This window comes from Guptibacillus sedimenti (assembly GCF_028610665.1).
Lineage (GTDB): Bacteria > Bacillota > Bacilli > Bacillales > Guptibacillaceae > Guptibacillus > Guptibacillus sedimenti.
Genome location: NZ_JAQQWV010000002.1, coordinates 585629 through 601228 on the forward strand (window position 1 = coordinate 585629; position 15600 = coordinate 601228).

Consider the following 15600-nt stretch of genomic DNA (forward strand, 5'->3'; position numbering starts at 1 on the left):
ATAAAATGAAGCAAGAGTACTGAAGAGTTTCTGAGATTCGTGTAGACTGTATAGGGTAACAGAATGCAGTTAAGAATTGAGGGACTCTAGTGTTAGGTGTATTTATTGAGATTATTGTGCCCGTGTTTATTCTAATTGGGATTGGCGTAATGCTTCATCGCATTTTTCAATTTGATTTATACACGCTTGCAAAAGTAAACATTTATTTCATCGTGCCTGGATTTATTTTTCTAAAGCTTTATGAAACAGCTTTTTCTTTATCATTATTTCTATCCGTACTTACGTTTTTTAGCATTTTAATTGTGGTTTTATACGTTGTGTCTCATTTAATCAGTCGATTATTTGGCTACAGTAAAAGCGTGCGTGCTTCGTTTACAAACAGTATACTGTTTTATAATTCAGGGAACTATGGCGTCCCTGTAAATGATCTCGTTTTTAAACAAGACCCCTTTGCGATGTCGATTCAAGTCATTATCTTAACGTTCCAGAACATTCTGACGTTCTCGTGGGGGATTTTTGCATTGAAAACGGTCGAAGGAAGCAAGGTAAGCGCGCTTCTTGGTTATTTTAAAATGCCTGTTTTATATGCGATGTTACTTGGGATCGGATTCAATTTACTAGATGTCACTGTTCCTGAATTTGTCCTCATACCAGCAGATTACATTGCCGATTCGATGATCGCGATCGCGTTATTGACACTTGGCGCTCAAGTTGCTCAACTACGTTTATCGAAGAATTTATCTGTTGTGTATGTGAGCTTGATCATCCGTCTTTTACTTGGACCACTCATTGCCCTCGGCATTATTTTTGTACTAGGGATTGAGGGTGTAACAGCGCAGGCGCTGTTTATTTCCTCCGCGATGCCAACAGCAGTAAATAGTGCGATCATTGCGCAAGAATATGAGAATGAGCCCGAGCTTTCTGCGCAAATTGTATTGGCCTCCACTGTATTCAGTATGATTACGGTTACTGCGGTTATTTCGATTGGTCGTTGGTTATTTTAACGGAAGAGGGACGCCGAATTGGAAATCAGAACCATTGATTTTGTTTGATGGAAGGTGTAGAGTATAAGCATAAGCAATACCCATTTCCTGCAACGCACGTTAACAACGGTTGTCTCAAACCGATGCTAGTTTTCCGGGAACTCTACATCCAGTTGCTGATAACAAGCCGGCCTTCTGAGCGGGACGTTAAAGGTAGCTGTGCGGGTACCCACCTGCTTTTACGCGGGCTTTGAGACACTTATAGTGACGACGGAGCGGGTTTGGGTTTAAACTTGCTTATGTGATTACATAGAGTGATGAACGTTCATAGATGAAAGGCATGGAAGCAAATTGCTTCCATGCCTTTTTTAGTGTGCAGAGCACCTGTTCGACACACTTCGAGCTTAAACGGGTGGTGACAGGCACTCCCCGCACTCCCCGTCTAAGTGAAGTACTCCAATTTCGCATCCGGGAAGAACTTATTGATGTATCCTCCTAATGTGTCTTTCATATCCTGCTGCTGATCTTTTTGATAGACGTACTTGCCGATGCCGTATTTTCCCCATTTGTACATCCGGTCTTCTTCTTCCATTTCAAGTTTTGTCATCGGGTAATTTTTTTGAATGACGCGCTTCGCCGGTTTTGTGAACCGGTGCTGAATGAGTTCAAATGTTAAATCTCTCGTTGCGCTTTTAGGAAGCTTTGCTTCAAGTTTCTCAAACAAAGTTAGATAGCCTTGCTTCCAATCATCATATAAGTAAATAGGTGCAATGATAAATCCAAGTGGATAACCAGCTTCAGCAACTTTCGCTGCTGCTTCTATCCGTTCATCCAGTCGCGATGTACCTGGTTCAAGAAACTTAATAACATAATCGGCATTCATACTAAAGCGAAAGCGCGTCCTTCCTTGATGGTCTGCATCGAGAAGGTGATCAACGTGTGCGAACTTTGTTACGAAGCGGAGGCGTCCGTAATCTGATTTTCCGAAGTATTCAATCGCGTGTTTCAATGTATGTGTTAAATGATCAATGCCAACGATGTCAGACGTACAGGACGCTTCAAACCGAGTTGGTTCTGGCGCTCTCTCCTGCATATATTTCTCGGCTGCATCGAATATGTCATCCGTATTCACGTACGTTCGAATATAGGGCTTGCTTCCCATTGTGGTTTGAAGGTAGCAATAATGACAGTGGCCCATACAACCAGTCGCAAACGGAATCGCATATTCAGCAGAAGGTTTGGAAGTATCAAACTTTAACGTTTTTCTTACACCAACAACAAGCGTTGATTTTGCAACGCGATATTGCTGGAAGTGATTATCTCCCGGAAGGTTCCTTACTTGATTGTGTGAGGTTGTTTCCCTAATTTCAATATCCATTTTAGAAAACTTCTCATGCAGTTCCCGTCCAAGAGGATATTCTAACGCTCTTGGTTCCATATAGACAAGCTGAGGCACAAATGGTTTAACCAATGAAAGACCTCCTATTCGATCGATCCGAAATATGTGGCATAGGCCTGTTCTGCTTCCGCTTCTGAATGATAAATCGCAATATCAGAATCAAGTGGGTAGTAAGTTTCATATAAGAACAAGGCTAGCTTACCAGGTTGATCAGGATCGTTCACAACAGCAGCTTCCTGGATGTTCGCAACATTGTAAGTATGCGGATTACGATACATGACGTAAACGACGTCACCCGCTTGATATCCTTGCCCTGAATCATACGTTGAATCATGTAAATCCATCTTATCACTCCTTTACGTTCTTCTTCCTCATTGTTCCACAAGAGCGTGGATTCCTTTCTGGTAAATAACGCCTATTTCAGTCATGAAGCGTTGAAAGAATGCATACGATGTTCTGTTGACTTGATTTTAGGGGAGGTGCGTGAAGGAATGTTGAAATGGATTAAAATCTTGGTGCCTTCACATAGGGTGACAGACAGGATCTTTGCTCGGTTCAAACTGTACAGGAAATTGAGAGGTGGTACATGGCAAAAGGTATCTGATCGTATAGCACCTAAGAAAAGCGTTTGGGTTAGAAAGGCGGTTAATGCTGAGGATTATTATGTATGGAAAACAGAGGTCCATGAATAGGGTCGGATTTCAACGCCTATATTATGAAATAAATTCTCGACAAGTATTGACAAATAGCGGGTGGTGACAGGCACTCGCTATTTCTATATGAAATGAATAAATCAATGGAAAAGCCCTATACTATTTTGTATATATATGTAAAAACGTAATCTAGAAAAAACAGTAGTGGAGTTGGAAAAAAATGTAGGGCATACTAGGTATAAAAATCGTAAGAATATTCTCTTTAACCGTTCGGAAGTAGGAGATAAGTAATGAACATTGGTATCGTTATTCTACTAGCGTTACTTGCCTTATGGAAAGCTGATTGGAAAAATTGGGAAAAATACTACCCAACTATGCTATATATCGCATTAGCCGCATCTGTATATGAAATCATTGCTCATGAGAAATTTCATTTGTGGGATTTTAAAGAGAGTATCATTCTCTCTAAAATAATGGTTCATTTTATACATAATTTAATTATAAATCCTCTCGTCGTCTTGCTCTTTTTATCGAATTATCCTTCTAATGGAAGTGAAATGATCTACAATGCAAAATGGGTTGTAGGATTCTGGATTGTTGAATGTTTGGTATCAACAACCGATGCAATTACTTATCATAATGGATGGAATTTGGGTTGGTCCTTATTATTTCTTATCGTTATGTTTCCAATGGTTCGTCTACATCACCTTAACAAAAGCCTCGCACTGCCTTTATCTATTGGAATTTCAATACTCCTTTTACTTCTGTTTGATTACATATAGGAAAGCATTCATTGGATAAGAGGCACTAGTTGGCTAAACGACAGTGGTTAAAAGATAAATTAATTTCATAAAGACAGTCATCAATATGCAGGTATTGTTGACTGTCTTTTCCTATGAATGGAAAACATCTATACTTGGTGATGTAGTGAATGTTAGTAAAGGAGAACGTCTGATGCTGTTATTCTTATCAAATAAATCATCTGCTTTTATTGAAACCATCGTAATTGGATTACTAGGATCACTATTGTTTCATTTTCTTCATGCGCCTCTTCCATGGATGCTTGGTCCGTTAACAGGAGTAACGGTCTGGCATTTTAGCACAGGAAGGACGCTCTATTGGCCTACTCCATTACGGAACATAGCTCTTGTTTTAATTGGTTATATGCTTGGTTCCTCTTTCACACAGCGCACAGCTCATGAAATAATGCAACATTTCCCCTATATTATTGCAGTTACACTATCAACAGTTTTTGGAAGTTTATTACTCGGGCTTATAATTGTGAAAAAAACAAACATAAAGCTAATTGACGGCTTATTCGGGAGCGTACCAGGGGGATTATCTCAAGTTGCTATTCTAAGTGAAGAGATAAAAGAAATCGACACTGGAACAATTGTGTTTATGCAAACAATCCGTGTGATCCTAGTCATCTTGTTAATTCCATTTCTTACAATGTATTTTATTAAACCAGAAGCCTCGCTGAATAGTCCAGCTCCTGAAGTTGGTACGGAAGCTGTTGCTTATCCTTCCTTGTTCGGTCTTTTGTTACTTGCGATCATTGGAGCGTTTTTAGGGAAGAAATTAAAGCTTCCGGCTGCATTTTTAACAGGCCCATTGCTTATCATCGCACTATTTTCGATAACAGCAGTGGAAGTGCCTGCTCTTCCGCCATTTTTCATTTTGATTTCTCAATACTTTTTGGGAATTTATCTTGGTATGTATTTGAAAAAAGAAATGCGCAGTAACATCCGGAGAATCGGATTTTATTCAATTTTCACCAGTATTCTCTTGGTGTTTTTTTCATTTTTACTAGCGATTCTTTTAACAAAAATAACGTCTATTAACCTGGCAACGGCATTTCTCAGTACGGCTCCAGGAGGACTAGCTGAAATGGGCGTTACGGCAACAATAGTTGATGCTGACCTTGCAATGATTAGCGGCTATCAACTTTTTCGAATCTTTTTTATTATGTTTATCGCACTTCCATTGTTGCAATGGTGGATCAGAAGAAAGGTTCGATTGAATCAATAAAAATTTCTCTAGTCTTATATGGAAAATCTACAGAAGCTTTGACGAAAACAGATTCTCCTACATATAAAGAACAATGAACGCAAATTCGATGATAACGTTTGTAGGATAAGCATATAAGAAATTAGTAGAGGAGGAATCAACCAGGATGGATGCTTTTCAGATGATTACTTTTATTAAAGAACTTGAACGATTAAAGGATACAACCCGGACGGCATACATGAGAAGCGGCAGACGAGAGAGTGTGGCAGAACATTCCTGGCGCCTCGCGATGTTTGCTTTTGCCCTGAGTGATCAATTCCCTGAGCTCGATCACTTTCGTGTTTTGTGTATGTGTCTTGTGCACGACCTTGGTGAAGCGTATGACGGGGATATTTCTGCAACGATTCAAGTTAATCAACAAGAAAAGATTCGAAAAGAGGAGGAAGCGGTGCAACGTCTCACTTCCGCTCTTGGTGGAAAACAGAGTGGCGCTATTCTTTCGCTATGTCAGGAGTATAATCGTGGCGAAACGAAAGAATCTCTGTTTGTCAAAGCTCTAGATAAAATGGAGACGATCATTCAGCATACTCAGGGAACGAATCCACCTGGGTTTGATTATGAGTTTAATCTTACTTATGGGAAAGAGTATGCAGAATATGATGAAATGATAAAGGCAATACGTGATGAAATTGATAAAGAAACGTTAAAAAAAATGAATGAATGAAAATGCGTAAAAGGTAAGGTGTAAGAAGGTGGAAATTAGATTAATTCGACATGGGAAATCCTCATGTGATTTTTCAAAGCGTATAACGAGTTGGGATTATCGAGAATGGGTAATCAAATACGGAGAAGCAGGGATCTGCGATGAAGCACCTGCAAACGTACAACGGGCATTAAAGGACGCTTCCATCGTATTTACAAGTGATTTCAAACGCGCTATCGACTCTGCACAATCATCGGTTGCGATTCAAAGCGATTCGATCTATCGGGAGATCGAACTTCCTTATTACAATGTTAAGTTTCTGAAGCTAAACCCTCGCATATGGACAGTTTTCTATCGATTTCTCTGGCTGATAGGATTTTCCAAGAAAGTAGAAAACAAAAAACGAGCGAAGAGGCGGGCGAAAACGGCCGCTCAGCAATTAGAAGATAGCGCACGGAAACACGGTACCGTCATTTTAGTAGGACATGGATTTTTTAACCGCTATATAGGAAATACCTTAACAAAACGTGGCTGGACATTAGAAGGGAACAAAGGCACTGCAAACTGGACAATCCTTACGTATACCAAATGAAATACACAGATGGGCTTGTTTCAACTCAAAGTGGTGAACGAATCGGACTGCTGCGTTCCAAAAAAATAATCGAGTGATTTTCCTTAAATCCTTATTATGCTGGAATATTTTTAGGAGTGCGGTGGAAAACAGAATTCTTTCATAGAGGTCTTACATCATAATGGTAGCATACGAAGTCATTCTCCTATGAGAGCGGTTACGTGGTTTTCATCTTCAGTTAAGTAAAGTGATTTGTTAACAATGCATGTATGGGACGAATTTTGTTTTATTAAAAAGAGATTCAAGAAAGCATATTTTAGGAAGAACGTCGATGTTATCGCAGCAAAGCATAAAGGAAGAAGCTGGGGGTTATTTAGCTGATCGCTTGTGAAATTAAGGGGTTGTCAAAAATAAAAAAGTAGGTAAAATGGACGCAAGGTTAAAGAAATGAAGTGTTTGGCATCATAGAAAAACATGCCAAACATATCATGGAAGTATAGAAACCAAACTGTTCCACAGAGGAACCATTACATGCTTAGAAAGGGGAAAAAATCATGAATCGTTCAGTGGTCTGTCCATGTGAGGGTGTTATTGAGAAGATCTTTGTTCATCATTCATCCCGCGTTTATGAGTGGGAGCCAATGTTTGTCATCCGAAACGGGCAGGGCAATACCGAGAAAATTACGCTTGGAGTAAGCGGAGAAATTTCTGAACTTCATGTGAAAGAGAATGATCGTGTGACAGGCGGATACATTCTTGCGTCAATGAAAGAAGATGACTTTGTAACAGGAAGCGATTAATAATCGGTCTTTGCCGAACACATTTATAAATAAGATTGACACGAACTGGTGCAAGCATGACGGGCTACCGTAGTGCTTGTGCCTCTTTTATTTTGTGAGTTACACATTTCTCGCTTTTTGTTTACAAAAGTTTCTTGTCGAATTCTAACGAATATATCTTGCAGGATCCATTGATTTTTAGTAAAGTACACATATATTACACCTGAGATGGACAAATGTTTTTGTATGGAGGACACTATGAAGAAAATTGGACTATTGCCACGTATTCTTATTGCTATTGCCCTTGGTATTGTTATTGGAGCTTATCTTCCTGAAGCGGTTGTACGTATTTTCGCGACGTTTAATGGGATTTTCGGAAACTTTCTTGGTTTCGCGATTCCATTAATCATTATTGGCTTTATTGCACCTGGAATAGGTGAAATTGGGAAAGGTGCGGGAAAGTTGATCGGGATCACAACTACGGTTGCCTACCTTTCTACTTTTTTGGCTGGTTTGCTTGCCTTCTTAGCCGCACGAAATCTTTACCCCCTCTTTCTTGAAACGGGCGGAGCTGCCTCAGAAATGGCAAACCCTGAAGAGTCATTGTTAAAACCTTTTTTCGAAGTTGAAATTCCGCCTATTATGGGTGTGATGACAGCGCTCGTACTGGCGTTTACATTAGGACTCGGAATGGCAGCCATGAAAGGAAAGATGTTAAAAGGCGTTATGGTTGAATTTCGAACCATTATTGAGAAAGTGATTCGTTTTGTCATCATTCCATTATTACCGCTTCATATTCTTGGTATTTTTGCTAACATGACGAGTGCTGGACAAGTTCAGACAATCTTAAGCGTATTTGCAAAAGTGTTTGTTATGATCATACTCCTTCACCTGACAATGCTTTTAATCCAATATAGTGTGACAGGTGCTGCTACGTCACGTAATCCGCTGAAGCTTCTTAAAGGGATGATGCCAGCGTACTTTACAGCGCTTGGTACTCAGTCTTCTGCGTCTACGATTCCTGTAACATTAAGGCAAACGAAAAAGAACGGTGTACGTGAGAAAATAGCTGACTTCAGCGTTCCACTTCTTGCAACGATTCACCTTTCAGGAAGTACAATTACAATCGTTTCTTGTGCGATGGCAGTGATGCTGTTGAATGGACAAGATCCAACGTTTGCATCGATTATTCCATTTATCCTTATGTTAGGGATAACGATGATTGCTGCACCAGGCGTACCGGGCGGTGCTGTGATGGCCGCAATTGGTTTGCTTGAGACAATGCTTGGATTTGATCCAACAATGGTATCGCTTATGATCGCGTTATATCTTGCACAGGATAGCTTCGGTACAGCTTGTAATGTGACAGGTGATGGTGCTCTGTCAGGTCTCGTTGATCGATTAACGAGAGAGAAAGCACCAGTGAAAAGTACAGTTAAAGCTGGATAAAGAACTGGACAGGCACTCGCCTGTCCTTTTTGTATGCATAGCGTTCGCCTTTTATTCTCCGATGAAAAGAGGGTTTCTTACGGTTATTCCCGAATTGAATGGAGTTGAGGAGGAGAGATCGATGAATAATACCATTTTGAATCAGAACAAACAAAGCTGGGACAAAGTAGCGCATCATTTTAATGGAATTGATGCGCTACCGCACTATGGTCCTTATGCACAAACAGAGGAAGAGCTTCATTTATTTGGTGAAGTGGCAAATGCGAAAGTACTTGAGATTGGCTATGGTAGTGGCCATTCACTTCGGTATATGGCTAAAAGAGGGGCTTCTGAACTTTGGGGAATTGATTTGTCTGAAGAACAAAGAAGAACGGCAGAAAGTACGCTAGCCGGTTTGTCAGCTAAGTTATTTTGTGCGCCGATGGAACAAGAGATCGGTTTACCAAAAAACTATTTTGATCACGTTTTTTCGATCTATGCGATTGGCTGGACTACGGATTTAACTCGTACGTTTGAGTTGGTTTATTCTTATTTAAAAAAGGGAGGAAGTTTTATTTTTAGCTGGGATCATCCTCTTTATGTGCATGTAACGAGTGAGAATGGTGAGATTTCGTTGAACGGTTCTTATCAGCAGGAAGGACTACATACGTTTGAAGATTTTAAAGGGGAAGGCGTCCGGATGACAATCCATAAGCGGAAAATGGCCACGTATATCAATAAGTTGATCCAGGCAGGTTTTACCATTCAAGAGGTCATTGAAAGTGATGTTTCAAATCTGTATAACGAAGAGGAGGAGGTTATCTCTGACCGTTATTATTCTCTTTATAAAGCGAGAAAGTTTCCAACTACGATGATTCTCAAAGCAGTAAAAGGATGAATTGAAAAGAATCGTTTGGAAGAAAACGGAACTTTCTTGATTATAGATCGTAACTTTAAAAGAGGGTTATTTAATCTTTTAAGGAAGTGATCCGGTTTGATCGTTAAATTTCTCGCAAGCTTTAGTTTTCTAGTCATGGCTGTTCTGTTTGCTGGGGTACTGAGCAAGGTTTCTTCGGTTGTTGAAACACGCTTTTTAAGTAAGCTAAGTGCTCGAAAGCAGAAAAACGTTTTAATAGGAGGGACGGTTTTTTTAGAATTGTGCCTTGTCATGCTACTAGCTAAAGCAAGTGAATGGTCTTACATCGATTCTTTGTTTGTTGCGAGTCTATTATTAATAGCGCTTATCTGGTTACCTGCTTACTTTAGACCCTATCAGGAGAATGCCAGTCGTACTATTGGTAGATTTCATAAAGGACTTCACTCAGGTGGAATCGATATACATAAGGGAGGATCGCGGCCTCCTTTTTTTATCGGAACGTTGATTTTTTGTACAGTGGGATTACTCGCTGTTTTTGCATACTATTTGTCGTATGTTACGTAAAAGTGAATTGAGTCGATGTAATAAAGCTATATGAGGAGTTGATCATTGTTGAAATATTCCCTATGCATTGGAGCCTATCCAGGTGAGGATGTGTTCGGTCACCTAGAAAAAGTGAAGGATCATGGATTTCATGGGCTAGAATACTATGATTGGACGGAATTAAATCTGGAGCAAGTGGCTAAGGCACAGAGTCGAATTGGCGTTGGAATTACAGCAACTTGTACGCGTTTTTTTAATTTAGTTAATCCGAAACTGCGAGAATCGTATCTTCAAGGATTATCAGAAACGATTGAAGCGTGTAAAAAACTTGGAACGCCGTCGATCATTACCCAAACGGGAAGCGTGATGGTCGATACGCCCATTAACATACAGCAAGAAGCAATGGTTGAAACACTTAAAAGAAGTGCGGAACTATGTGAAAAGGCTGGGGTTGTACTTGAAGTTGAACCGTTAAATGGGCTAGTTGATCATAAAGGTCATTTTCTACAATATTCAGATCAGGCAGTGTCGATTGTCGATCAAGTGGATAGTCCACATGTAAAACTATTATTTGACGTGTATCATCAGCAAATTACGGAAGGAAATGTTACCCGTAACGCAACAAATTTTTGTAACCGAATCAATCATTATCATATTGCTGATAATCCTGGACGTCATGAGCCGGGTACAGGTGAGTTAAATTTTGGGAACATCTTAAAAGCGATTAATAAGACAGGCTTTGAGGGGTTTATTGGACTGGAGTGCAGCTACACAGTTCCAACAGATCAAGCAATCGATTCGTTTAAGAAGACAATTTTACAGTATGTTGAATAAGCTACATGAAAAAGAGCGAAAGACGTGTTTGAAATACGTCATCCTCGTTCTTTCTTTGACACTATCCTTTTATTTTTCGAAGACCATGAAGATCCAGAATGCCAAATCCAACTTTTGAGAAGATCGGTAGAACGATAAACGCTAGTGTATCAATAATACCTTTTGTTAGCCCAACGCCTGATGCGCCAAAGAACCATGCCAACGGATAAAGCACCCAAAAAGATGTTAAATAAATGGCCATTCGCTTATAGTGCTTGGCAAGCTGGTCGCTTTCATTTGCCATCCTCTTAAGAGGGCCCCATATAATCCTTAATATGATCGCAAGGGCTACAAGCCCTAGACTATACCAGATGTATTTTAGTGAATCAGGTGAAAAATCGGCGATTAGTCCAGTTAAAATCATGAAAACGTCAGCTATAATCAGAGAAGCGATCAGTGTGCGGTTGATTTTCTTTTGGTAGAACATCGCGGTTAAGGCAAGTGATAATAGTAACAGGGGAGTAGAGACCACCCAATCTAAGTATCGTGCAAAGTAAATTGTTTTCTCTGGTCTTTCTAATAGCCCCTGACCTAATGCAATAGATAAATAAGCGACTCCGGACCATCCTGTAATGACGATGGCGATCACATATTCATACAAAGGTACGCCATTTGGTTTTCGGCTTAGGAAATAAAAATAAATGGCGCTTGAGATCATCACGATAAAATAAAAAATGTGTAACGATGTTTCGATTGAGTTCATGTTTCACCTCACTAGCAAGTTGTGTTATCCATTATTGACATTGCATAAGGATTTATTCAGATTAGTAGAGGCGCTCGTTGTGGCAATGTAAGGCAAACAGCTAGACGAATTCTTACGAACCTTTTAAAATGTGGGTAATGAATGGTAAAGGAGTTTCCATATGAATTTTGTGGCATTAGATTTTGAAACAGCAAATTCTTCACGAGGAAGCGTTTGCTCGATTGGTCTTGTTGAATATGAAGATGGTCAGCTGATTCGAGAATATTATCGTTTAGTGAAGCCGAAGCAAAATGTTTTCTCTGGCATCAATATTAGCATTCACGGGATTACCGAAGAAGATGTTGAAGATGCACCTGAATTTGATGTTCTGTGGCGAGAGGAAATTCGTGAGTTAGTTGAGGGGAAATTCCTCATTGCTCATAATGCGCAATTTGATATGAGCGTGCTACGTGCTGTTCTTGATCAATATGGTCTTCCGTATCCAATGCTTGCGTATAACTGCACTGTAAATCTATCAAAAAAGACATGGGTGTTACCAAAGTATAAATTAAATGTTGTCTCCGATTATCTTGGGATTCATCTCGACCATCACCATGCGCTAGATGATGCAAGAGCTTCTGCTCAGATTTTCTTAAAAGTGGCAGAGACGTTAAATACAGCAGATATCAATGAACTTATCGCAAAAACTGGTACAGCAAACGGCGTTTTATTTGATAGCGGCTATGAACCTGCCAAATTAAATAAAAAAAACTCAAAAAACAAAAAGAAAACCCCTGCGCCACGTTGAATTTTGGTGAGGGGTTTTCGTGCATCTTTTTAAAAGAAATGAATCAGGAACGAGAGTGTATCCAGTTCACGTGCTAAATCAATTTGTTGAAGGTGAACGTTAGCTGGGAGTTTAAGGTAGGCAGATGAAAAATTCATGATACCGAGTATGCCGGTTTCAGATAGCTTTTCAGAAACCATTTGCGCCGAAGCGGCGGGAATAGCTAGAATGGCTACCGTTACACTAGCGGTTAAACGTTCATTCATTTCATCGATATGATAGACCGGTACACCTGCAATGGTTTTCCCAACGACTTTTGGGTTATTATCAAACGCCATTTTAATTTTAGGAGTCGATTTTCGTAAGTGATTATAGTGAAGAAGCGCTGTGCCCAGTCGACCTGCACCAATTAAAGCTGCTTCTGGTTCAGTCTTTTCATTTACGATCAAGTGAAGGTGATTCACAAGTTTTTTAACTTCGTACGCTGCCCCTTTTCGGCCTGGGGCTTTTATCTTAGAAAAATCTCTCCTCACAAGATCCGATTTAAAGTTAAGCGCATGACCAATCTCAACAGAAGAGATCGATTTTTGCCCTGATTTCTTTACGCTCTTTAAATAAGAAAGGTAGAGAGGAAGACGCTTTATGGTTGCATTTGGAAGTTTATTCTCTTCCTTTTTCATACGATTACCTCCGTCAAACTATATCCGCTTTCTTCTCTATTATAATCTTAATCTAGCAAAGTGCAATTTGGAAAATAATCCAAAAGAACTAGTGAGGAGATAGGCTCCTGTATAATTCCCAAACGATGGAACTCATATGGAGTTAACAGAAAAAGAACCGGTCATTAGGCCGGTTCTTTCAAACGGTTATTGTTTTAAATCTTTTTTGCATAAATACCAATCAATACATTCAAGACCTTCTTCGTTTTCCCTCTTTTTCATATCTTCCTGTGTTTTAGGAGGAGAAACAAGGACCTGATCTCCTGGTTCCCAATTGGCTGGTGTCGGAGCACCGTGCTCATCCGTTGTTTTTAACGCCTTTACTAATCTCATAATTTCATGCATGTTGCGACCGGTCGTAAGAGGATAGTAGATGACAGCTCGGACAACTTGTTTATCATCAACTACGAAGACTGCACGACTCGTTTCCGTTTGACTTTCTTCCGGCATGATCATGCCGTAGCGTGTCGCCACATTTCGATCGAGATCAGCAATAACCGGAAATTCAATTTCGGTATCAAAATTCTTCTCAATGTTTCGAACCCATGCTAAATGTGAGGAAACGCTATCGACACTAAGGCCGATTAACTCAACATCAAGCTTTCGTAACTCAGGATAAATTTCCTGAAAAGCCACAAATTCTGTCGTACATACCGGTGTGAAGTCAGCGGGATGTGAAAACAACACAAACCATTTTCCTTTGTAATCATCGAGTGAAAGTTGACCGTGTGTCGTGTTAGCAGTAAAGTCAGGGGCTGGTGACCCGATTCGTGGTAGCTGATAAGCTGTTTCTGTTTGTTGTTCTGACATAGTGAAACATCCTCCTTCTATTCGAATCTATGATTGGTTTTCCCTCCTATTTTTTAAATAAACTGTCTTTTTTGTGACGAATATTGTCAAGATAACTTATGGAAAAGAAAGAAAATGATAGAATGAAAGAGAGGAAAAGAATTCCAAAGATAGGAGAGAGGAGAAATCGTATGCAAATCGAATTTCTTGGTACCGGTGGCGCCATGGCGATCCCCCGTCCACTATGTCAGTGCGCCGTTTGTGTAGAAGCGAGAGAGAAAGGTGTCCCTTACAGTCGATCGGGTCCTAGTGTGTTTGTTCACGGTCCCAACGTATTAATTGATACGCCTGAAGATAGCTATATGCAGTTAAATCGCTCGCAGATTTCGAGGATAGACGGCGTGTTTTATTCGCATTGGCACCCTGATCATGTCATGGGGAGGCGGGTGCTAGAATCAGTAAATGCGGACTGGGTCAACCATCCCCCAGAAGGAACAACAACGGACGTTTATTTGCCGGAACAAGTGGCGATTGACTTTCAAACAAGATTAGGTAGTGGTGAACATCTTGCTTTTTTTGATCAACAAAAATACATAGCGCTTCATAAGCTGAACGATGGAGAGAAAGTAACCATTAATGGCGTATCAATTACGCCGTTTCGCTTATCTGAGGATTATGTTTATGCGTTCCTGTTTGAAGGGGAAGGCAAACGGATATTGATTGCTCCGGATGAACTTTATGGTTGGGAGCCAGAGGAACTTGGTGAATTGGATGTAGCTGTATTGCCGACTGGCATCTGCGAATTTCACCCTTTAACAGGAGAGCGACAAATCAGTGAAGATCATCCTGTATTGAAAGAAGAAGCAACATTTCGTCAAACACTGGCTATTATTGAAAAGTTACAGGTGAAAGAAGTGTATTTAACACATCTTGAAGAACCTGATCAATTGAGCTATGACGATCTCAAAAAAGTGGAAGAAACGCTTCCGCATGATAAAAACATTTTATTTGCGTATGACACTTTAACCATTAATCTATAGGAAGACACGGTTTAAAAATCCGTACTTTAGGGAAATATTTTTTTAGATATAGAAACGAGGTGAGCGTATGGAACTGTCATTTGGGCTTATTCTTAATATTGTAATAGCAATTTATTTATTTGTAGATGCAAAAAAACGGGATAAAAGCTCTTTTTTCTGGGCGATTATCGGGTTAATTTTTGGACCTATCGTTCTTGGGATCTACTTTATTCAAACAGGTAGAAAAGGCATTGGTTGGCTTATTATCATTCTTGCCCTTATTTGGTTTATTATTGCCATTGTGTTAGGTATATTGGCAGGGATCATTGGTCTCTTATTTTAAGATTAAACCTGAAGTATACGCTTCAGGTTTTTCTATGGGTTTAAGACTTGATGGAATGTGGAAGAGTATTGAGATACTATTAAAACAAATGAGCGCTTGAGGTGAATGTGTCAAATCAACGAATGAGGGGATCTCACATTCATAGATAAGTAATGACTCAAGGGGGAAGCAATGGATGAAGAAGCAAAAGTGATAGATTGGATCACTTCCGAAGTCGAAGTAGAATCATGTACCATGCAAGATTATCCGGTGTACCATTCGGGTAAACGAGTCATCGATCGAAGCGGAGATTATCTTATTGTTTACTTTCATCCGTTGCTTGAAAAAGTGGTCTATACGTTTAAAGGGATTGAAGATTGTTTTTTTATTGCTCATTGTTAAGCAATTTTGAAATAGGTGAATCGAATAAATATAAAAAAGAGGAGCGCAACTGCGCTCCTCT

At 39.8% G+C, this 15600-nt stretch carries 19 protein-coding genes and 1 other RNA gene; 15 read left to right on the forward strand and 5 right to left on the reverse strand.

The features are described from left to right. Positions 1-89: 89 nt before the first annotated feature. Both PQ578_RS11365 and ssrS read left to right on the forward strand, forming a co-directional pair. The gene (locus PQ578_RS11365; protein ID WP_273834430.1) at positions 90-1004 is read left to right on the forward strand and encodes an AEC family transporter; all 915 of its coding nucleotides are present in this window, start codon (positions 90-92) and stop codon (positions 1002-1004) included. Positions 1005-1085: 81 nt separating this feature from the next. Continuing rightward, positions 1086-1269: non-coding RNA, 6S RNA (gene ssrS / locus PQ578_RS11370), on the forward strand. Between the two features lie 156 nt (positions 1270-1425). On the opposite strand, the gene splB is transcribed toward ssrS, so the two are convergent. Further along, a complete protein-coding gene (splB, locus tag PQ578_RS11375) occupies positions 1426-2454 on the reverse strand; it encodes a spore photoproduct lyase (protein ID WP_098442925.1) in 1029 nt (342 codons plus the stop codon). Positions 2455-2465: 11 nt separating this feature from the next. Continuing rightward, positions 2466-2726 carry a transcriptional regulator SplA domain-containing protein gene (locus PQ578_RS11380; protein WP_166001146.1) on the reverse strand — a complete coding sequence of 87 codons (261 nt, stop codon included), beginning with the start codon at positions 2724-2726 and terminating at the stop codon, positions 2466-2468. 599 nt (positions 2727-3325) lie between these two features. Here PQ578_RS11380 and PQ578_RS11385 point away from each other — a divergent pair. The 9 genes from PQ578_RS11385 (at position 3326) to PQ578_RS11425 (ending at position 10780) form a co-directional block, all read left to right on the forward strand. Next, a complete protein-coding gene (locus PQ578_RS11385; protein WP_273834431.1) occupies positions 3326-3817 on the forward strand; it encodes a CBO0543 family protein in 492 nt (163 codons plus the stop codon). Positions 3818-3989: 172 nt separating this feature from the next. Continuing rightward, positions 3990-5066 carry an AbrB family transcriptional regulator gene (locus PQ578_RS11390; RefSeq protein WP_273834432.1) on the forward strand — a complete coding sequence of 359 codons (1077 nt, stop codon included), beginning with the start codon at positions 3990-3992 and terminating at the stop codon, positions 5064-5066. A gap of 145 nt (positions 5067-5211) precedes the next feature. Then, entirely contained in the window at positions 5212-5769 is a 558-nt protein-coding gene (locus PQ578_RS11395) for an HD domain-containing protein (protein WP_273834433.1), read from the forward strand. 28 nt (positions 5770-5797) lie between these two features. After that, on the forward strand, positions 5798-6340 hold the full coding sequence (locus tag PQ578_RS11400) for a histidine phosphatase family protein (RefSeq protein ID WP_273834434.1): 543 nt from the start codon (positions 5798-5800) through the stop codon (positions 6338-6340). A 533-nt stretch (positions 6341-6873) separates the two neighbouring features. Then, on the forward strand, positions 6874-7119 hold the full coding sequence (locus tag PQ578_RS11405) for a biotin/lipoyl attachment domain-containing protein (protein WP_098442931.1): 246 nt from the start codon (positions 6874-6876) through the stop codon (positions 7117-7119). Positions 7120-7356: 237 nt separating this feature from the next. Beyond that, positions 7357-8547, forward strand: coding sequence for a dicarboxylate/amino acid:cation symporter (locus tag PQ578_RS11410; RefSeq protein ID WP_273834435.1), 1191 nt, complete (start codon positions 7357-7359; stop codon positions 8545-8547). A gap of 121 nt (positions 8548-8668) precedes the next feature. Next, positions 8669-9424, forward strand: coding sequence for a class I SAM-dependent methyltransferase (locus PQ578_RS11415; RefSeq protein WP_273834436.1), 756 nt, complete (start codon positions 8669-8671; stop codon positions 9422-9424). A gap of 96 nt (positions 9425-9520) precedes the next feature. Then, positions 9521-9967, forward strand: coding sequence for a hypothetical protein (locus PQ578_RS11420; protein WP_273834437.1), 447 nt, complete (start codon positions 9521-9523; stop codon positions 9965-9967). A 45-nt stretch (positions 9968-10012) separates the two neighbouring features. Continuing rightward, positions 10013-10780 (forward strand): TIM barrel protein, encoded by a 768-nt coding sequence (locus PQ578_RS11425; protein ID WP_273834438.1) that lies wholly within the window; start codon positions 10013-10015, stop codon positions 10778-10780. A 61-nt stretch (positions 10781-10841) separates the two neighbouring features. On the opposite strand, the gene PQ578_RS11430 is transcribed toward PQ578_RS11425, so the two are convergent. Beyond that, the gene (locus PQ578_RS11430; RefSeq protein ID WP_273834439.1) at positions 10842-11522 is read right to left on the reverse strand and encodes a bacteriorhodopsin; all 681 of its coding nucleotides are present in this window, start codon (positions 11520-11522) and stop codon (positions 10842-10844) included. A 160-nt stretch (positions 11523-11682) separates the two neighbouring features. On the opposite strand from PQ578_RS11430, the gene PQ578_RS11435 reads away from it, so the two are divergent. Continuing rightward, positions 11683-12309: a 3'-5' exonuclease gene (locus PQ578_RS11435; RefSeq protein ID WP_273834440.1), complete on the forward strand. Its 627-nt coding sequence runs from the start codon at positions 11683-11685 to the stop codon at positions 12307-12309. 29 nt (positions 12310-12338) lie between these two features. Here the strand turns inward: PQ578_RS11435 and PQ578_RS11440 are convergent, their stop codons facing one another. After that, positions 12339-12968, reverse strand: coding sequence for a redox-sensing transcriptional repressor Rex (locus tag PQ578_RS11440; RefSeq protein ID WP_273834441.1), 630 nt, complete (start codon positions 12966-12968; stop codon positions 12339-12341). A 186-nt stretch (positions 12969-13154) separates the two neighbouring features. Continuing rightward, positions 13155-13817: a peroxiredoxin gene (locus PQ578_RS11445; protein WP_273834442.1), complete on the reverse strand. Its 663-nt coding sequence runs from the start codon at positions 13815-13817 to the stop codon at positions 13155-13157. 170 nt (positions 13818-13987) lie between these two features. Between PQ578_RS11445 and PQ578_RS11450 the strand changes: the two genes are divergently transcribed. The 3 genes from PQ578_RS11450 to PQ578_RS11460 all read left to right on the forward strand — a co-directional run bounded on the left by PQ578_RS11450 (position 13988) and on the right by PQ578_RS11460 (position 15539). Continuing rightward, positions 13988-14836 (forward strand): MBL fold metallo-hydrolase, encoded by an 849-nt coding sequence (locus PQ578_RS11450; protein WP_273834443.1) that lies wholly within the window; start codon positions 13988-13990, stop codon positions 14834-14836. Between the two features lie 67 nt (positions 14837-14903). Next, positions 14904-15158: a hypothetical protein gene (locus PQ578_RS11455; protein WP_098442941.1), complete on the forward strand. Its 255-nt coding sequence runs from the start codon at positions 14904-14906 to the stop codon at positions 15156-15158. 171 nt (positions 15159-15329) lie between these two features. Further along, the gene (locus tag PQ578_RS11460) at positions 15330-15539 is read left to right on the forward strand and encodes a hypothetical protein (RefSeq protein WP_273834444.1); all 210 of its coding nucleotides are present in this window, start codon (positions 15330-15332) and stop codon (positions 15537-15539) included. Positions 15540-15600: the final 61 nt, after the last annotated feature.